Annotated in this window: 15 protein-coding genes; 13 read left to right on the forward strand and 2 right to left on the reverse strand. The window is 68.3% G+C overall.

The features are described 5' to 3' along the window. The first annotated feature begins 282 nt into the window (after window positions 1-282). Genes V3B46_RS10815 through V3B46_RS10855 form a run of 9 tightly spaced genes read left to right on the forward strand, consistent with a single transcriptional unit; the run spans window position 283 to window position 12640 of the window. Complete coding sequence (locus tag V3B46_RS10815; RefSeq protein ID WP_176433105.1) at window positions 283-1914, forward strand: TldD/PmbA family protein; 1632 nt, start codon at window positions 283-285, stop codon at window positions 1912-1914. 30 nt (window positions 1915-1944) lie between these two features. Then, a complete protein-coding gene (locus V3B46_RS10820; RefSeq protein ID WP_329891884.1) occupies window positions 1945-3579 on the forward strand; it encodes a TldD/PmbA family protein in 1635 nt (544 codons plus the stop codon). 21 nt (window positions 3580-3600) lie between these two features. After that, a complete protein-coding gene (locus V3B46_RS10825) occupies window positions 3601-4935 on the forward strand; it encodes a TldD/PmbA family protein (protein WP_329891885.1) in 1335 nt (444 codons plus the stop codon). Then, window positions 4935-5642: a DUF4159 domain-containing protein gene (locus V3B46_RS10830; RefSeq protein ID WP_329891886.1), complete on the forward strand. Its 708-nt coding sequence runs from the start codon at window positions 4935-4937 to the stop codon at window positions 5640-5642. The genes V3B46_RS10825 and V3B46_RS10830 overlap by 1 nt, the downstream gene beginning before the upstream one ends. A gap of 16 nt (window positions 5643-5658) precedes the next feature. Then, entirely contained in the window at window positions 5659-6642 is a 984-nt protein-coding gene (locus tag V3B46_RS10835; RefSeq protein WP_164090252.1) for an AAA family ATPase, read from the forward strand. A 7-nt stretch (window positions 6643-6649) separates the two neighbouring features. Then, the gene (locus V3B46_RS10840; protein WP_329891887.1) at window positions 6650-7546 is read left to right on the forward strand and encodes a DUF58 domain-containing protein; all 897 of its coding nucleotides are present in this window, start codon (window positions 6650-6652) and stop codon (window positions 7544-7546) included. Beyond that, window positions 7543-8664 carry a BatA domain-containing protein gene (locus V3B46_RS10845; RefSeq protein WP_329891888.1) on the forward strand — a complete coding sequence of 374 codons (1122 nt, stop codon included), beginning with the start codon at window positions 7543-7545 and terminating at the stop codon, window positions 8662-8664. The genes V3B46_RS10840 and V3B46_RS10845 overlap by 4 nt, the downstream gene beginning before the upstream one ends. Further along, entirely contained in the window at window positions 8661-10835 is a 2175-nt protein-coding gene (locus tag V3B46_RS10850; protein ID WP_329891889.1) for a hypothetical protein, read from the forward strand. Before V3B46_RS10845 ends, V3B46_RS10850 begins: the two co-directional genes overlap by 4 nt. Then, window positions 10832-12640 (forward strand): hypothetical protein, encoded by a 1809-nt coding sequence (locus tag V3B46_RS10855; RefSeq protein WP_329891890.1) that lies wholly within the window; start codon window positions 10832-10834, stop codon window positions 12638-12640. Before V3B46_RS10850 ends, V3B46_RS10855 begins: the two co-directional genes overlap by 4 nt. Before the next feature lie 70 nt (window positions 12641-12710). Here V3B46_RS10855 and V3B46_RS10860 read toward each other — a convergent pair whose 3' ends face one another. Beyond that, window positions 12711-13385 carry a hypothetical protein gene (locus V3B46_RS10860; RefSeq protein ID WP_329891891.1) on the reverse strand — a complete coding sequence of 225 codons (675 nt, stop codon included), beginning with the start codon at window positions 13383-13385 and terminating at the stop codon, window positions 12711-12713. Between the two features lie 40 nt (window positions 13386-13425). Next, the gene (locus V3B46_RS10865) at window positions 13426-13944 is read right to left on the reverse strand and encodes a hypothetical protein (RefSeq protein ID WP_154261846.1); all 519 of its coding nucleotides are present in this window, start codon (window positions 13942-13944) and stop codon (window positions 13426-13428) included. A 237-nt stretch (window positions 13945-14181) separates the two neighbouring features. On the opposite strand from V3B46_RS10865, the gene V3B46_RS10870 reads away from it, so the two are divergent. The 4 genes from V3B46_RS10870 (at window position 14182) to V3B46_RS10885 (ending at window position 19271) form a co-directional block, all read left to right on the forward strand. Beyond that, window positions 14182-15285 carry a hypothetical protein gene (locus tag V3B46_RS10870; RefSeq protein ID WP_329891892.1) on the forward strand — a complete coding sequence of 368 codons (1104 nt, stop codon included), beginning with the start codon at window positions 14182-14184 and terminating at the stop codon, window positions 15283-15285. Window positions 15286-15378: 93 nt separating this feature from the next. Further along, complete coding sequence (locus V3B46_RS10875) at window positions 15379-17868, forward strand: DEAD/DEAH box helicase (RefSeq protein ID WP_329891893.1); 2490 nt, start codon at window positions 15379-15381, stop codon at window positions 17866-17868. Then, window positions 17865-18890: a ribonuclease H-like domain-containing protein gene (locus V3B46_RS10880; protein ID WP_329891894.1), complete on the forward strand. Its 1026-nt coding sequence runs from the start codon at window positions 17865-17867 to the stop codon at window positions 18888-18890. Before V3B46_RS10875 ends, V3B46_RS10880 begins: the two co-directional genes overlap by 4 nt. Before the next feature lie 66 nt (window positions 18891-18956). Further along, the gene (locus V3B46_RS10885) at window positions 18957-19271 is read left to right on the forward strand and encodes an I78 family peptidase inhibitor (RefSeq protein WP_154261841.1); all 315 of its coding nucleotides are present in this window, start codon (window positions 18957-18959) and stop codon (window positions 19269-19271) included. Window positions 19272-19358 lie beyond the last annotated feature (87 nt).

Below are 19358 nucleotides of genomic sequence, written 5' to 3' on the forward strand. Positions count from 1 at the left end.
ACCGTTGGCGCCATGGATGGCGCCATCGAGCCCCCAGGGATGGGTTTACGGCGTGTCCTGCCCACCCACACCGCCCCGCCACCCACGGAATGCCGCTGTTGCTGTTGCTTCGGCCGTTGCCGTTGCATTGAGCAGGTGCAGGGCTGCAAGCCCTGCCGAAACCCTCCCCAACCATGACTGCAGTCACTTGCCCGGATGCGCCGCGCTGGCGAAAGTCGGGAAGTTGACGTGATCGGTCCGGCCCGTTGCCAACCGCACGCAAGCGAGAGAGAGAGAAACGCTGTGCAACGACGTGAGTTCCTGGCTTTTTCCGGTCTGGGCCTGGCGGGCCTGCTGCTGCCGCATTCCCGTGCCATCGCCGCCGAGCAGCTGCTCGCCCCGGTCGATACCGCCCAGCGCAGACGCCTGGCGGACGTTGCGCTCGCCGCCGCACGCACAGCCAAGGCCAGCTACTGCGATGTGCGCATCGGCCGCTATCTCAATCAGTCGGTCATCACCCGCGAGCACCAGGTCGGCAATGTGACCAACCGCGAATCGTCCGGTGTCGGCGTGCGGGTGATCGTCAACGGCGCCTGGGGCTTTGCCGCTACCCACCAGCAGACCGAGGCCGCCGTGCGCGCTGCGGTCGAGCAGGCGGCGGCAATCGCCCGCGCCAACGCCGGCATCCAGACCCGGCCGGTACAGCTGGCACCGACGCCGTCGGTGGGTGAGGTGCGCTGGCAGACGCCGGTCCGCAGGAACGCGATGGCGGTGCCGATCCAGGACAAGGTCGAGCTGCTGCTGGCGCTCAACGCCGCCGCGCTGAATGCGGGCGCCGACTACATCAATTCCACCCTGTTCCTGGTCAATGAACAGAAGTACTTCGCCTCCAGCGACGGCTCGTTCATCGACCAGGACATCCATCGCATCTGGCTGCCGTTCACCGCCACCGCCATCGACAAGGCCAGCGGCAGGTTCCGCACCCGTGCCGGCCTGTCCTCGCCGATGGGCATGGGCTACGAGTTCCTCGATGGCGATGCGCGCGGCAAGGTGCAGCTGCCCGGTGGCATCACCGCCTACCGCGATTCCTACGACCCGGTCGAGGACGCCATCGCCGCCGCCCGCCACGCGCGCGAGAAGCTGAAGGCGCCGTCGGTGAAGCCCGGCAAGTACGACCTGGTGCTGGACCCGTCCAACCTGTTCCTGACCATCCACGAGAACGTTGGCCACCCGCTGGAGCTGGACCGCGTGCTCGGCTACGAAGCCAACTACGCCGGCACCAGCTTCGCCACGCTGGACAAGCGCGATGCCGGTTTCCGCTGGGGCAGCGACATCGTCACCTTCTTCGCCGACAAGACCCAGCCGGGCAGCCTCGGTGCGGTCGGCTACGACGACGAAGGCGTGAAGACCCAGCGCTGGGATCTGGTGCGCGACGGCATCCTGGTCGACTACCAGGCCACCCGCGATGAGGCCCACATCCTCGGCCGCGATGCCTCGCACGGCTGCAGCTATGCCGATTCCTGGTCCAGCGTGCAGTTCCAGCGCATGGCCAATGTCTCGCTGGCGCCGGGCAAGCAGCCGCTCAGCGTCGAGGACATGATCAAGGACGTGGAGAACGGCATCTACATCCACGGCCGCGGTTCGTATTCGATCGACCAGCAACGCTACAACGCGCAGTTCGGCGGCCAGTTGTACTACCAGATCAAGGACGGAAAGATCGCCGGCATGGTCGAGGACGCGGCCTACCAGATCCGCACGCCGGAGTTCTGGAATGCCTGCACCGCCATCTGCGATGAGCGTGACTTCCGCCTGGGCGGTTCGTTCTTCGACGGCAAGGGCCAGCCCGGCCAGGTCTCGGCGGTCTCGCACGGTTCGTCCACCACCCGCTTCAACGGCATCAACATCATCAACACCGCGCGCAGTCTCGGCGCTTGAGCCACCCATCCTTCGACATGGAGAGCAGCCTTGCAAAGACGTGACTTCCTGGCCCTGACCGGGCTTACCGCGGGCGGGCTGATCGTGCCCTCCTTCTTCGGCAAGGTGATCGCCGCCGAGCAGCTGCAGTCCAGCCTCGACCCGGCGCTGAAGAAGCGCCTGGCCGACGCCGCCCTGCAGGCCGCACGCAGCGCCGGTGCCACCTACTGCGACGTGCGCATCGGCCGCTACCTGCGGCAGTTCGTGATCACCCGCGAGGACAAGGTGCAGAACGTGGTGAACACCGAGTCCACCGGTGTTGGCATCCGCGTGATCGTCAACGGTGCGTGGGGCTTCGCCGCCACCAACGCGATGGGCACGGCCGATGTGGCCCGCGCCGCGCAGCAGGCCGCTGCCATCGCCAAGGCCAATGCCGGCGTGCAGACCGCACCGGTGCAGCTGGCCAAGGCGCCGGGCGTGGGTGAGGTGAGCTGGCGCACGCCGATCCGCAAGAATGCGATGGAAGTGCCGATCAAGGAGAAGGTCGACCTGCTGCTGGACGTCAACGCTGCGGCGATGGGCGCCGGCGCCAGCTTCGTCAATTCCATGCTGTTCCTTGTGAACGAGCAGAAGTACTTCGCCTCCACCGATGGTTCCTATATCGACCAGGACGTGCACCGCATCTGGGCACCGATGACGATCACCGCCATCGACAAGTCCAGCGGCAAGTTCCGTACCCGCGAAGGCCTGTCCTCACCGATGGGCCTGGGCTACGAGTATCTGGACGGTGCGGCTGCCGGCAAGGTGGTCAGCCCGAATGGCGTAGTCAACTACAGCTCTTCCTACAACATGAAGGAAGACGCCATCGCTGCGGCCAAGCAGGCGCAGGAAAAGCTGAAGGCCCCGTCGGTGAAGCCGGGCAAGTACGATCTGGTACTCGACCCGTCGCACACCTGGCTGACCATCCATGAGTCAATCGGCCACCCGCTGGAACTGGACCGCGTGCTCGGCTACGAAGCCAACTACGCCGGCACCAGCTTCGCCACCCTGGACAAGCGCGAGCAGCATTTCCAGTACGGCAGCGAGCTGGTCAACATCTTCGCCGACAAGACCCAGCCGGGCAGCCTCGGTGCGGTGGCATACGACGATGAAGGCGTGAAGTGCAAGCGCTGGGACCTGATCAGCAACGGCAAGCTGGTGGATTACCAGACCATCCGCGACCAGGCCCACATCCTCGGCAAGACCGAGTCCGACGGCTGTTGCTACGCCGACTCGTGGTCCAGCGTGCAGTTCCAGCGCATGGCCAACGTGTCGATGGCACCGGGCAAGAAGCCGCTGAGCGTGTCGGACCTGATCAAGGACGTGGAGAACGGCATCTACATCATCGGTGATGGTTCGTTCTCGATCGACCAGCAGCGCTACAACGCGCAGTTCGGCGGCCAGCTGTTCTACGAGATCAAGAACGGCCAGATCACCCGCATGCTGGAAGACGTGGCCTACCAGATCCGCACGCCGGAGTTCTGGAATGCCTGCACCGCCGTGGCTGACGAGAGTGACTACCGCCTGGGCGGTTCGTTCTTCGACGGCAAGGGCCAGCCCGGCCAGGTCTCGGCGGTCTCGCACGGTTCGTCCACCGCGCGCTTCAACGGCATCAACGTCATCAACACCGCACGCAGCCTCGGCTGATCGGTCAGGAGCCCTTACACCATGAGTATCTTCACCGAAGCCCAGGCCAAGGCCATCCTCGACAAGGTCATCGCCCTGTCCAAGGCGGACGAATGCACCGCCGTGCTGGCCGGCGCGATCAGCGGCAACATCCGTTTCGCGCTGAACAATGTCTCCACCAGTGGCATCGTCGACAACACCGAGCTGGCGGTCACCGTCGCCTTCGGCAAGCGCGTCGGCACGGCCTCGATCAACGAGTTCGACGATGCCGCACTGGAACGCGTGGTACGCCGCGCCGAAGACCTGGCGCGTCTGGCGCCGGAGAACCCGGAGTTCATGCCGGCCATCGGCAAGCAGAGCTATCGCGCCAGCCCGACCTTCAGCGAGTCCACCGCTGCAATCGATCCGGCCTTCCGCGCCAAGGTCGCCGCCGATTCGATCGCCCCGTGCCGTGGCCACGGCCTGATCGCCGCCGGCTTCCTTGAAGACGGCCAGGGCTTCCAGGCCACCGCCAACAGCAACGGCAACTTCGCCTACCAGCGCACCACCAACTTCGATTACACCTGCACCGTGCGCACCGAAGATGGCCGCGGTTCGGGCTGGGTCGGCCGCAACCTGAAGGATGCCGCCGACTTCAAGGCCGACCAGGACATCCGCATCGCCATGCGCAAGGCCACCGAATCGGCCGAAGCCAAGGCGCTGGAGCCGGGCAAGTACACGGTGATCCTGGAACCGGCCGCGGCCGCGGGCCTGATCAGCTTCATGATGAACTTCTTCAGCGCACGCTCGGCCGATGAGGGCCGCAGCTTCCTGTCGAAGAAGGGCGGCGGCAACAAGCTGGGCGAGCAGGTCTACGACCCGCGCGTGACCATGATTGCCGACCCCTGGCATCCGGATGCACCGGTGCTGCCGTGGGACAACGAGGGCATGCCACGCGAGCGCATGGCCATCATCGAGAACGGCAAGATCGCCAACCTGGACTACTCGCGCTTCTGGGCGCAGAAGCAGGGCAAGACCGCCAAGGCAACGCCGGGCAACCTGCTGATGAGCGGTGGCGACAAGAGCACCGCCGAGCTGGTACGCGGCACCCAGAAGGGCATCCTGGTCACCCGCACCTGGTACATCCGCATGGTCGATCCGCAGACCGTGCTGCTGACCGGCCTGACCCGCGATGGCACCTTCTACATCGAGAACGGCCAGATCAAGCACCCGGTGAAGAACTTCCGCTTCAACGAGTCGCCGGTGATCATGCTCAACAACATCGAAGAGCTGGGCAAGCCGGTACGCGTGGCCGGTGATGAATCTTCGTTCGTGATGATGATCCCGCCGATGAAGCTGCGCGATTTCACCTTCACCTCGCTGTCCGACGCGGTCTGATGGACCGGCGGGCCTGTCTGCGCTGGTTGGCCGCTGCCGCTTCGGCGGCGGCGCTGCCGGCCTTCGCGCAGGCAGGTCCGCGCAGTTCGCGCTACGACTTCTGGTTCACCCGCCTGCGGTACGACTCCGGTGACTGGGACGCGGACGCGCGCATGCCGTCCAACCTGATCACCTCGCTGATCGACTACACCTCGTTGCGCGTGGATCCGCAGGAACACGTGGTGGCGCTGGCCGACCCACGCATGCTGGAAGCGCCGTTCTGCTACTTGGCCGGGCACACGCTGGTGGAATTCAACGCCGCCGAACGGCAGAACTTCGTGCGCTATGTGCGCAATGGCGGCTTCGTCTTCGTCGACGACTGCAACCACGATATCGACGGCCTGTTCGCCACCTCGTTCGAGGCGCAGATGGGTCGCCTGTTCGGTCCCAAGGCACTGCAGAAGCTGCCCAACAGCCACCCGCTGTACCGCAGCTTCTTCCGCTTCCCCGATGGCCCGCCCGCCACCAGCTTCGAACTCAACGGCTGGGGCGACGACCTGGTACACGACTACCTGAAGGGCATCGAGGTCGACGGCCGCCTGGGCCTGCTGTACAGCAACAAGGACTACGGCTGCGAGTGGGACTACGACTGGCGCAACAAGCGCTTCCTGGCCGAAGACAACACCCGCTTCGGCATCAACATCGTGATGTACGCGTTGAACAATTGATAGGACCTGCACGCCCATGACCTCCCCCGACCTCGATTCCCTGCTGCCGCGCCTGCACGATCTGCGCGCTGCGCTCGCACGCGCGGTGGTGGGCCAGAACACCGTGGTCGAACAGCTGCTGATCGGCCTGCTGGCCGGCGGCCACTGCCTGCTTGAAGGTGCGCCTGGTCTCGGCAAGACCCTGCTGGTGCGCTCGCTCGGGCAGGCGCTCGAACTGCAGTTCCGGCGCGTGCAGTTCACCCCCGACCTGATGCCCAGCGACATCCTCGGCACCGAGCTGCTGGAGGAAGACCACGGCACCGGCCATCGCCATTTCCGTTTCCAGCAGGGCCCGATCTTCACCCACCTGCTGCTGGCCGACGAACTCAACCGCACCCCGCCCAAGACCCAGGCCGCACTGCTGGAAGCGATGCAGGAACGCACGGTCAGCTACGCCGGCACCACCTACGCACTGCCCGCGCCGTTCTTCGTGCTGGCTACGCAGAACCCGATCGAGCAGGCCGGTACCTACCCGTTGCCGGAGGCACAGCTGGACCGCTTCCTGCTGCATGTGCTGGTGGATTACCCCAGCGAGGACGAAGAGCGGCAGATCCTGGAACAGACCACCGGCGGTGCCACCGACGCGGTGCCGAAGGTGATGGATGCCGAAGCGGTGATCGCACTGCAGGCCGCAGTTCGCCAGGTGCATGTCAGCCCTGATGTGCTGGCCTGGATCACCCGCCTGGTGCGCGCCAGCCGCCCAGGCGAAGGCGCACCCGCGGCGATCAACCAGTGGGTGAAGTGGGGTGCGGGCCCGCGCGCCGGGCAGTCGCTGGTGCTGGCGGCGAAGGCACGCGCACTGCTGCAGGGCCGGTTCGCCGCCACCCGCGAGGATGTGCAGGCACTGGCCGCACCGGTGATGCGCCATCGCCTGCTGCTGTCGTTCGCCGCCGAGGCCGAGCAGAAGCGTGCCGACGACGTGGTCGCCGCCCTGCTGCAGGCCGTGCCGTTCCCGGGTTGAGTCACGCGTGAACGCAGGTGCGCCGCTGACGTTGCCACCGGAACTGCGTGCGCGCCTGCGCATGCTGCGGTTGCGGCCGCGCCTGGCCAGCGGCGCAAGCGGCATCGGGCAGCACGCCAGCCGCAGCCGCGGTGCCGGTCTCGAATTCGCCCAGTACCGTGCCTACGAGCCCGGGGACGAACTGCGTCAGATCGACTGGAAGCTGTATGCACGCTCGGACCGCTTCTTCGTGCGCGAATCCGAACGCGAAAGCCCGATCACGGTCTGGCTGCTGCTCGATGCCACCGCCTCGGCCGGCCAGGCCGACCGCGCGGCACCGCAGCGCACGCGCCTGGACCACATGCGCGGCGTTGCCGCCTGCCTGGTCGAGCTGGCCCTGCAGCAGGGCGATCGTTTCGGCCTGCTGGCGATCAATGGCGATGGACTGCAGCTGGTGCCCGCAGCGAACGGCGCACGCCAGCGTGACCGCGCGCATCTGCAACTTCATGCGCTGCAGGCGCGCGGTGGCTGGCCTGCGGCCGATCGCCTGCGCCCGCTGTGGGAGCGCGTGCGTCCGGGCGACCTGCTGCTGGCGATCGGTGATGGCTTCGACGAGGCCGGCATCGTGCTGCTGGAACAACTGGCCAGCGCGCGCCGCGAAGTGGCCCTGTTGCAGATCCTGACCGCCGACGAACGCGACTTCCCGTTCGACGCCGGCCATCGCTTCCGCGATCCGGAGACCGGCGAGGAACTGCTGGGCGATGGCGCGGCGATCCGCACCGACTACCTGCAGCGCTTCGCTGACGCACGCAACGCATTGCACTCGCGCCTGCAGGCCAGCGGCATCGCCAGTGCCACCGGCTGGCTCGACCAACCGCTGGACCAGGCACTGCAGGCCCTGTTCGGCCGTGGGGGCGGTGCATGACCCTGCTTTTCCCATTGGGCCTGGCCGCGCTCGCCGCATGGCTGCTGCCCCTGCTGATCCACCTCGCCCGCCGCCATCCGTACACACCGCTGGATTTCGCCGCGCTGCGCTGGCTGCGTGCACAGATCCGGCCACGCCAGCGCATCCGCTTCGATGACTGGCCATTGCTGCTGGTGCGCCTGCTGTTGCTTGCCGCGCTGGCCCTGCTGCTGGCACGGCCTGCGTTGACCGGCCCCGTGCCGACCTCCAGTGCATGGACGGTGGTGGCCCCGGGACTGGATGCCGCCGCACTGCGCGGTACCGCTGCGGATCGCAACTGGCACTGGCTGGCACCCGGCTTCCCGGCCATTGATCAGGCGCCACCTGCAGCCAGCGCATCCCTGCCCAGCCTGCTGCGCGAACTGGACGCGCAGCTGCCCGTTGGCACCGCATTGACCGTGCACGTTCCCGATCCCCTGCCCGGCCTGGACGGCGCACGCCTGCAGCTGTCGCGTGAGGTGCAATGGCACACGCAGCCGATGCCAGTCACTGCGCAACCGCGTGCCGCAACGTTGCCGCGCCTGCGCGTGCACAGCGGTGCTTCGGCCGCTGCCCAGCACTGGTTGAATGCACTGCAGCGCGCGTGGGAAGTGCAGGCGCCGCTCGCTCCTCTGGTGGCGGATGCCCTGCCCGAACGCGGTGAGATCGGGGTATGGAGCCGCAACGACGCACTGCCGGCGAACTGGCAGGCGTGGCTGCAAGATGGCGGACATGTAGTGACTGCCGGCAAGCCTGCCGCCGAGGCCAGCATCCTGCTGCGCAACACCGAGGGCACCCCGCTGCTGTGGCAGCAACGCATCGGCCACGGTGTCCTGCTGTCTCTGCCCGGTGACTGGGACGCCTCAGGCAACGCTGCGCTGCGCGATCCGCAGTTGCCGCGTGCGCTGCTGCTGGCGCTGCAGCCGCCCACGGCTCCGCGCCTGGGCGATGCACGTGACCAGGCACCGCACCGAACCGCATTGCCTGCTGCAACACCGCCGCTGCGCGAGCCGACGGTGTGGCTTCTGCTGGCCATCGTGCTGCTGTTCGCGCTGGAGCGCTGGATGGCCAGCAGTAGCCGACGCAGGGTGGCCTCATGAACACTCTGCAGCACGCCTGGCAACGCGCGCGCCGCCGCCGTGCGCTCATCACCCTCTTGCTGGGCCTGCCGTGGGCGCTGGCCGCAACGGCACTGGCGCTGCGCCTGGCGGGCTTCGACATCGCCTGCGTGGTTGGCACGGTCAGTCTGCTCGCGTGTGCGGCCTTCGCCACTGCGCGTGCCCGCCAACTCGACCAGCAGTGGTTGCAGCGCCAGCTCGATGGCAGCGGCGCCAGCGAGGACAGTGCCGATCTGCTGTTCGCCGATACGCTCACCCTCAATCCGCTGCAGCAGCGCCAGCGCGCGCATGTGCTGGCCACGCTGGAACGTGCGATGCCGGAGCTGCGCCCACGCTGGCCGCGTGGGGCATTGGCGTTGTGCTGGATCGCAGGCCTGGCCATCGTTGCGCTGGCAGTCGGCTGGCCGCGTTCGAACCCCGGTTCCGCGCCTGCCCGCACGCCGGCGCCCAGCAGTACGGCTGCCGCGGGCCCACTGCACCTGCAGTCCACCCGCCTGCGCATCGACGCACCGGCTTATACCGGCCAGGCCACGCTCACCCAGAACGCACTCGATGCCAAGGTCGCCGCCGACAGCCGGCTGTCGTGGTCGTTGCGCTTCGATCGCACGCCGGACAAGGCATGGCTGCAGTTCCATGATGGTCGCCGGTTGCCGCTGAGCGAGCACCAAGGGCAGTGGCAGGCGCAGGATGTGGCACGCACGCCAGTGCTGTACCGCGTGGTGAGCGAACCGGCGCTGGCAGAGACCCGCCTGCATCGGCTGGATGTGGTGGCCGACCACGCGCCCAGCGTACGCGTGCTGGAGCCGGCCGCCAGCCTGGTGCTGGGCACACCCGGGCAACGCCAGTGGGCGCTGCGCTTCGAGGCCAGCGACGATTACGGTGTCGCGGCGCAGGCAACGCTGTCGATCACCACCACCCAGGGCAGCGGTGAGAACATCACCTTCGTGAAGCGCAGCGTCACGCTTGCCGGCAGCGGCGAAGCCACCGCGCGGCGTTTCGCCCAAACCCTCGATCTTGCTGCGCTGGGCGCACAGCCCGGCAACGATGTCATCGCCCAGCTGGAGGTGCGCGACAATCATGCACCCACGCCGCAGACTGGGCGCAGCAGCAGCGTGATCCTGCGCCTGCCGAGCGCCGAGGTTGCACTTGGTGCCGAACTGGAAGGCCGCATCAAGAAAACCCTGCCTGCGTACTTCCGCAGCCAGCGGCAGATCATCATCGATGCCGAAGCGCTGATCCGGCAACGACGCAGCCTCGCCGCCGAGGACTTCGTGAAGCGCAGCGATGCGATCGGTGTCGACCAGCGCATCCTGCGCCTGCGCTACGGCCAGTTCCTGGGTGAGGAAAGCGAAGGTGCGCCGAAGCCACCGCCGACCAGCGACCTGCCCACCAGCGATACGCCCGCCGCAGACGGCCACGATCACGACGACGATCACGATCACGACCATGGCGCCGGGGCCGGCGCGCACGATGAGCATGGCCACGATCACGGCGGCAAGGCGTCCAATGCCGATGCGCCACCGGTGTTCGGCAGCGCCACCGATGTGCTCTCCGAATACGGCCACACCCATGACCATGCCGAGGCCGCGACCCTGCTCGACCCGCAGACCCGCGCCACGCTGAAGGCGGCGCTTGACCAGATGTGGTCGGCCGAAGGCGAACTGCGCCAGGGCCGACCGGAGCAGGCATTACCCTTCGCCTACAAGGCATTGGGCTTCATCAAGCAGGTGCAGCAGGCCGAGCGCATCTATCTGGCCCGTGTCGGACCGGAGCTGCCACCGATCGATGAAGGCCGCCGCCTTGGCGGTGACCGTGCCGGGCTGGCCAGCCGTGAACTACCGCTGGCCGCCCGCACCCCGCCCGATCCAACCATCGTCGAAGCCTGGCAGCGTCTCGGCGACGACACCGGCGCGCCGGATCTGGATGCGCTCGCGACCTGGCAGCAGCGCAACGCGGCCTACCTGCCCGATGCACTCGATCTGGCAGCGGCCATCGAGCAGCTGCGCATCGAGCCCGGTTGCCACGACTGTCGCCAGCGCCTGCGTGCACAGTTGTGGCGGGCGCTGCAGCGTCCGCTGCCGCAGGCGATGCGACGCAGTGCCGCCGATGCGATTGGGCAGCGGTACCTTGATGCGCTGGAGGCGCAGCCATGAACGCCTCCGCCGTGAACCTGTGGATTGCACTGGGACTCGCTCTGATCGTGGTCATCGCCAGCGTGCGCCAGCTGCGTGGAAGCACCGCGCACCCTGGCCGCCGGTGGATCGTGATCGCACTGCAGATCATCGTCGCCGCGCTACTGTATTTCTGCCTGGTGCCGCCCACCCGCCAGCAACCCGCAGGCGGGCTGGTGGTGCTCGGAACCGATGCCGGCAAGGCCGGCGCGCTCCCGGCCAGCGCAGGCCCGCTGCTGCTGTTGCCGGAAGCTGCCGATATACCCGGCGCACAGCGCGTACCCGACCTGGCCACCGCGCTGCGCCAGCATCCGGCGTCCACACTGACACTGGTCGGTGCGGGCCTGGCCGCACGTGATCGCGATGCGTTGTTGCCGCCGGATGTACGTTGGCAGGCCGCACCGGAGCCGCGCGGCTGGATCGCGCTGCAACCACCGGCCGATGTCGCTCCCGGGGCTCGTTTTGACGTCCAGGCACAGGCGCGTGGCGCGGCCGGGGCGAAAGCAGAGCTGCTCGACCCCGCCGACAGCGTGGTTGATCGCACGGACGTTGGCGAGGACGGGCGCGTGACGCTCAGCGGCATCGCCCGCGCCGAAGGCCGCAGCGTGTTCCAGCTGCGACTGCTCGATGCCGACGGCCATGTGGTGGACAGCGTACCGGTGCCGCAGCAGACCCTGCCGGCCGCACCGTTGCGCCTGCTGGTCCGCGCCAGCGCGCCGGGTCCAGAGCTGAAGTACCTGCGCCGCTGGGCGGCCGATACCGGCGTCCGCGTGCAGGTGCAAGCCGATACCGGGGCGGGTGTCAGCGTGGGAGATGGCGCGGTCGCGCTGGATGCAGTCTCACTCGCGCGCAGCGATCTGCTGCTGCTGGACGAGCGCAGCCTGGCGGCATTGAGTGCGGGCCAGCTGGCCGCCGTGCGCCACGCGCTGCGCGAGGGACTGGGCGTGCTGGTACGCAGTGCGGGCGCACCGTCGGCCAGCGCGCGCCAGCGCCTGCGCGATCTGGGCCTGCCGGTGCAGGGCGATGGCAGCAGCCGCCCCCTTGAGCTTCCCGGCGATGGTGAAAGCGCGATCCTCGCCGCACGGCGTGGCCCGCTCGCCGCGGGTACGCTGCCGACCGGCTACGGCGAAGAGGCTGACCGCAGCTCGCACAATGCTCCCCTGCCTGCGCTGGAAGCACTCGAGCTGCAGGCACCGGGCAGCACCGCCCTGCTGCAGGATGGCACGGGCAAGGTTGTCGGTGGCTGGCACGCTGCCGGCAAGGGCCGCATCGGCCTGCTGCCAATCACCGACAGCTGGCGCTGGGTACTGGCCGGGCGCGACGACCGCCACGGCGAACTGTGGAGCGGCGTGGTGGCCACGCTGGCACGTGCACAGGGCAGCGCTGATGCGCTGTGGTCACCGCAACCCATCGGCTGGGCAGGCGAACGACAGGCGCTGTGCGGTGTGCAGGCGCCGCTGCAGGTCTTCAACAAGCGTGGCGACGATATACCCCTGATCGTCGATGGCGCGACGTCGGTGCTGCGCTGCGTCGGCTGGTGGCCCCGTGAGGCAGGCTGGCAGCGCCTGCAGCATGGCGACAGCGTTGTCTGGCGCTATGTGTTCGACTCGAAGGACGCACCGACGCTGCATCGGCAGGCGATGATCGATGCGACCACGCGTGCACTGGCGGCCAGCACGCCGGCAGACGCGTCAGTGATGCAACCCGTGGCGGGCTCGCGCTGGCCGTGGTGGCTGGCGTTCGTGCTCTGTGCATCGCTGCTGTGGTGGCTGGAACGGCGACACTGAAGCCGGGGATTGATCCCGGGGTCGGATCCCTCCGGTTGCCCCGGCAGATGCCAGCCTTGGTTGGCGCTTTTCAACGCTCGCCCGCGCGCCGGTACACGCCATTGAAGCGCACGTTCATGCCACCGCATTCGCTGTTGTCGGCCACGATCAGCACCTCCCCCAGCGAATGCACGCGCACCTTGCAGGTGTCCTCTACAAACTCGACATCGGCACCACGCGGCGCCGCGCGCGCTTCCACCTGGCCCATGTTCGGCCCGTAGGGACGCTGCTCCGGCGTGGGGTTGGCGGAGGGCCAATAGGCGTCACCCACCACATGCAGTTGCCCGCCCTGCACGGTGATGCGCAGGCCGTTGTCGCCGTCCTTCCAGTTGCCCGCCCAGTCCTGTAGCGACGGCACGACCACCGGCAACGCCTGCAGCTTGCTGCGGTCCACCCAGCCAGCACTGCCGCCCACCTTGTTCGGGAAGAACGCACAGCGGTAGCGGCCAAGATCACGCCCGGTCACCACGGTATCGCCATTGACCACATAGCTGCGCTGTCGGCAGGCCGGTTCGCCCTTCGCCGGGCAGCCGTCCATGTCGCCAAGCAGGTACAGACGGGGCGCATCGACCACCCGCGCCAGGGCGAACCTGCTCTGTTCAGAGGGGAACGCGCCATTGCGGCAGGCACCCTCACCGGCGATGTCGGCAGCGAAGGCGGAGACCGGCAGCCACATGGCCAGCAGGCAGAACGAACGCAGGAACATGGCAGCAACCTCCATTGCGGAGGCCGAAGGATATACCGGCCTACTTCACCGGCGGTGCATCGCCGGCATCCTGCTCCTGGGAGAACCGCAGCGCACGCTGCTGCTGTTCGGCACTGAGCTCCGGCGGTGGCCGCGCCACGGCGGCCTGGATCTGCGCCGGTCCGCCGGTGAGTTTGTTGATCCCCTTGGCCGCCGCCATCACACCCTTGACCACGCCCATCATGATGTAGCCACCGCCCATGCTGACCTGCTCCGGCGACGGCGGTTCGCTCCAGTCGCGACTGAAGCGGTTGTCGCCGAACTTCACCGGGTTCTTGAAGCGGTACAGGTCCAGCGGCTCGTCGTCGGGCTTGAGCGCACGCACTTCGCCAAGGGTGGTGACGTTGTCCTGCGGCAGGGCGGTGGAAATCGGCGCGGTGGCTACTGCCGGGGCATCAGCAGGGGGAACGGGTGCAGGATCGGGCACCGCCACCGGCGCGGCCTGCTGCGCCTGCGCGATGCCGGCCAGCAGCATGCCGGCCAGGAGTGCTCCCTGCGTTCCACGTCGTGCCACAGCCATCCACCCTGTTGGTTGCGTCCAGCACCCAAGGATACGGATGCCGGCTTCAGATTTCGTTGCCATCGACGGGGTCATTCAGGGTGTGTCACGCATCACCGAAGCGCGGCCAGCCCGCCGACGTTTGCAACTAACTTCATTCCCCTGCCAGGGCGGGGCCTGCATCCTGTGGCACCGGGTACGGCAGACAGCCATGACAGCTTCCTCTACAGCCCCCTCGCTGCGGTCGGTTGCCTGGTGATGCCGCGGGCATCCGTGCTGATCGGTCTGGCAGTCCTGTTGGTGATGGTCCTCGCGGCCGTTACCGGATGGGCAGCACGCGTCCGCACACGCTTGGCCTCGCTGCGCCGGAGCAGCACCCTGCGGACGCTGGACGCCGACGAACACTGCGCACTGGCAGCGCTGCGCGCGCTGACCGGCTGCGTCTACGACGACCGGGTGAAACGGCTGCGTGGGGTGTTCACCGGCGGGGCGTGCTGGAACAACTTCCCGGTCGGCGACGGCCTGCTGGGTGGAGTTCCCGTCCTGGTCCCAAGGCGGGCGTGGCCCTACCTCTCGGAAGACAATGAAGCCGAAGTGGTGCTGGACAAACACGTGGCGGTGGTGGTGCGTCTCAATGGCTTCAGTATTGCTGCTGCACGGCCGGATGCAGCCACCAGCCGCGTCTGTGGCGAGCGCCTGGAGACGCCCGAGGAAGTCTCGATGCGACGGGGTCCCGGCCTGCGCCCTTCCCCACTGGTGATTGCCGCACTGGCGCTGTGGGCCGCCACCGGCGTTCCGGGCCTGCTCGCCATGCCGTTGCTCGCCATCGCCGGTCTTGCGGCCTGGCTGGGCTTCCCTCGCCGCAACGGCCCTGCGACAGCGCAACGCGTGCTGCGGGTACGCGGGCGCCTGCGCGTGTACCAGCGTACTGCCCAGACGTCACGGGTGTGGTTGCTGGGCAATGACCGGCGTGTGCAGCTTCCAGAGAAATGGGAGCACGCTGCGGCATTCTCCCGCGGGCGCTCGATGCTGCTGGAAGTGCGCACCTGCGATGGATGGGTACTCGGCGCGGGCACGGCATGGTGCCTGGCCAGCGACCGACAGCGCTGTCCGCCCACGGGAGGGTTCTGGCAACTGGCGTGGCTGGGCCTTCTGTTGTGCGTGCTGGTCTTCGGCGCCGCTTGGATGCCGTTGTCGCAGCGCCTGGAGCTGGGCTGGCCGCCTGCGTCTGGCTGGCGGGCAGCGGCATTGCTGGCGTTGGGCTGGCACGCGGTGCTGTTTGTAATCTGCATGGTGCGGTTCCACCGCCGCAACGAGGCGCTTGACGCTGACATCGCGCAGCGTCCGGACCCGTGGCACTGAACGGTTCACGCCCTCCGTGTGCGGTGTCTCACATCCTGAGACGTGAGTGTGGTGCCATGTGACCCCTCGCAATCCGTCCCGGCTCCATCCTCCATGGCTTACGAACTCGCCAAGCGCACCGCCGACGCCGAGCAGAAGCTCGCCACCCGCGACGGCCTGCCCGCCCGCGATGGCGCCCTGCTCAGTGCGCGCCTGCAGCGTCGCTACCAGGACCGCATCACCGGCAGCTTCGCCATTCCCGGCCGCGAGGGTCGCTACGCGCCCATCCCCGATTCGGTTCCGCCGGCCCTGGCTGCCGCGCTGAAGGCGCGTGGCATCGAACAGCTCTACAGCCACCAGGCCGAGGCCTGGGACGCCAGCCAGCGCGGCGAGCACGTGGCCATCGTCACCCCCACCGCCAGCGGCAAGTCGCTGTGCTACACCCTGCCGGTGGTCAGCGCGGCAATGCAGGACAAGGCCAAGGCGCTGTACCTGTTCCCGACCAAGGCGCTGGCCCAGGACCAGGTGGCCGAGCTGCTGGAACTCAACCGCGCCGGCGACCTCGGGGTGAAGGCCTTCACCTTCGACGGCGACACCCCCGGCGATGCGCGCCAGGCCATCCGCCTGCACGGCGACATCGTGGTGTCCAACCCGGACATGCTGCACCAGGCGATCCTGCCGCATCACACCAAGTGGGCGCAGTTCTTCGAGAACCTGCGCTACATCGTCATCGACGAGGTGCACACCTATCGCGGCGTATTCGGCAGCCACGTCACCAACGTGCTGCGCCGGCTCAAGCGCATCTGCGCGTTCTACGGCGTGCAACCGCAGTTCATCCTGTGCTCGGCCACCATCGGCAACCCGCAGGCGCATGCCGAGGCGCTGATCGAGGCACCGGTCACCGCCATCACCGAATCCGGCGCGCCCAGCGGCCCCAAGCAGGTGCTGCTGTGGAACCCGCCGGTGATCAACCCGGACCTGGGCCTGCGCGCCTCGGCACGCTCGCAGAGCAACCGCATCGCGCGCATCGCGATCAAATCCGGGCTGAAGACCCTGGTGTTCGCGCAGACCCGCTTGATGGTCGAGGTGCTGACCAAGTACCTGAAGGACATCTTCGACCACGACCCGCGCAAGCCGCCGCGCATCCGCGCCTACCGTGGCGGCTACCTGCCCACCGAGCGCCGCGAGACCGAGCGTGCGATGCGCGCCGGCAACATCGACGGCATCGTCAGCACCTCGGCGCTGGAGCTGGGCGTGGATATCGGCAGCCTGGACGTGGTCATCCTCAACGGCTACCCCGGCAGCGTGGCCGCCACCTGGCAGCGCTTCGGCCGCGCCGGTCGCCGCCAGCAGCCCGCGCTGGGGGTGATGGTGGCCAGTTCGCAGCCGCTGGACCAGTACGTGGTGCGGCATCCGGACTTCTTCGCCGAGGCCTCGCCCGAGCACGCGCGCATCGCGCCGGACCAGCCGCTGATCCTGTTCGACCACATCCGCTGCGCAGCCTTCGAGCTGCCGTTCCGGGTCGGCGATGGCTTCGGCCCGATCGACCCGGAAGTGTTCCTGGAAGCGCTGGCAGAGACAGAAGTGATCCACCGCGAAGGCGAGCGCTGGGAATGGATCGCCGACAGCTATCCAGCGAACGCGGTCAGCCTGCGTGCGGTGGCCGATGGCAACTTCGTGGTGGTCGATCGCAGCGATGGCCGCCAGCAGATCATCGCCGAGGTCGACTATTCCGCTGCCGCACTCACCCTGTACGAGGGTGCCATCCACATGGTGCAGTCCACCCCGTACCAGGTGGAGACGCTGGACTGGGACGGCCGCAAGGCCTATGTCACCCGCACGCATGTGGATTACTACACCGACAGCATCGACTTCACCAAGCTCAAGGTGCTGGACCGCTTCGACGGCGGCGTGGCCGGCCGGGGTGATTCCCATCATGGCGAAGTGCACGTGGTGCGCCGCGTGGCCGGCTACAAGAAGATCCGCTACTACACCCACGAGAACATCGGCTACGGCCCGGTGAACCTGCCCGACCAGGAACTGCACACCACTGCGGTGTGGTGGCAGCTGCCTCAGGCACTGCTGCTGCGCGCCTTCGCCAGCAAGCAGGATGCGCTGGATGGCTTCCTCGGCGCCGCGTATGCGCTGCACATCGTCGCCACCGTGGCGGTGATGGCCGATGCACGTGACCTGCAGAAGTCGGTGGGCAACGGCGATGGTTCCTGGTTCGCGATCGCCGACCAGAGCGGCCGCGGCCAGCTGCGCGGCAGCGAGGGTGATCCCGGTGTGGTGGAGCTGCTGCAGGAGTTCGTGCCCACCGTGTATCTGTACGACAACTTCCCCGGCGGCGTCGGCCTGAGCGAACCGCTGTGGCAGCGCCAGGCCGAGCTGGTGCAGCGCGCGCGCGAGCTGGTGCAGCGCTGCGACTGCAAGGCCGGCTGCCCGGCCTGCGTCGGCCCGGTGCTGGCCGCGCAGGAGGAGGATGAGACCTCGCCGCGTGCGCTGGCGCTGCGCGTGCTCGACCTGTTCGATGCCGAGGCCTGCCAACACGTGCCCGACGTGGTGGTGACCACGCGCGACCCGATGGAGCTGCTGGCCCCGTGAGCCTGAGCCTGGACAAGCTGCGCCTGCTGCGGAAGCAGGCCGGTGACCCGAAGGCAGTCACGTCGGCTGCGCCCGAGCCGCCGCCCGCAGCACCTGCGGCACCGGTTGCCGCCAACGATGCGCGGCAACCACCGGCCGAGCGTTCGGTGTTCGCCTGGGTCGAACAGGAAATCCGCCACAAGCCGACTGGTGCAGCGGCCTCCACACCGGCACCCGCACCGCTGCGTCGGCCGGAGGTAGGCAGCCTGCATCGCCTGCTCGGCTTGCGTTCGCGGGGGGGAGCCGCGCCGGCACGCGCCAGCGCGCAGGATCGCCAGCTGCCCGGTGAGGAGATCGCACCGGGCCTGCTCCTGATCGAATCGCTGCTGCCGCAAGCGATCCCGAGCGCCCCGCTGTCACTGGCCTTCGCCAAGCGCGAGGACCAGCACGTGGCCGCGCGCGACCTGCTGTTCTTCGATACCGAAACCACCGGCCTGGCCGGTGGCACCGGCACCCGCGCCTTCATGATCGGTGCCGCCGACTGGCATGTGTGCCCGCAACGTGGCGAAGGCCTGCGCATCCGCCAATTGTTGATGGCCACGATGGCCGCCGAGGATGCGATGCTGGCTACCTTCGCCCGCTGGCTGCAGCCGTCCACCGTGTTCTGCAGCTACAACGGCCGCAGCTACGATGCGCCGCTGCTGAAGGCGCGCTACCGGCTGGCCCGCCAGCGTTGCCCGATCAGCGCGTTGGATCACGTCGACCTGCTCTATCCGACCCGCCGCCGCTATCGCGGCACGTGGGAGAACTGCAAGTTGTCCACCATTGAGCGCCAGCTGCTGCGCGTGGTGCGCGAGGATGACCTGCCCGGTTCTGAAGCGCCGGGCGCATGGCTGCGCTTCCTGCGCGGCGGCGACGCGGTGAACCTGCGCCGGGTGGCCGACCACAACCACCAGGACGTGGTGACCCTTGCCCTGCTGCTGCAGCGGCTGGTACGGGAAGAACAACGTGAACGCGAAACCCTGGCGCTGGTCGGGCAGTAGGCGTTGACGCAGCCTGACGGTGGCAGCGGTGACACTGCCGCCACCATCCATGCCTGGAGCCCGACGATGCGCCTCAATCCCCTGGTCCTGCTCGCCATCCTGCCCTTGGCCGCCTGCAGTCACGCCGGCAGCAGCACCACCCAAGATCCCGCGCCGGCGCCCGTGGCCGATGCTGCGCACGAATGCAGGCCGGAGGCGCTGGAAGCCTTCACCGGCAAGACCGCCGACGAAGCCACGATCAAGAAACTGGTGGCTGACAGCGGCGCGCGCGGTGCACGGGTGGTCAAGCCGGGCATGGCGGTGACCATGGACTTCCGCCAGGACCGCGTGACCGTGCAGGTGGACGCGCAGAACCGCATCGAGCGCGCCAGCTGCGGTTGATGTTCCCAGGGTAGTGGCGGGCGCGGGGCGGGCCCCCCCCGAGCCGGCCCCCCGCCCCCGCGACCCCAACCTCGGGCGCGGCCGAGG

This window comes from Stenotrophomonas sp. SMYL11 (genome assembly GCF_036320005.1).
GTDB classification, from domain to species: domain Bacteria; phylum Pseudomonadota; class Gammaproteobacteria; order Xanthomonadales; family Xanthomonadaceae; genus Stenotrophomonas; species Stenotrophomonas maltophilia_A.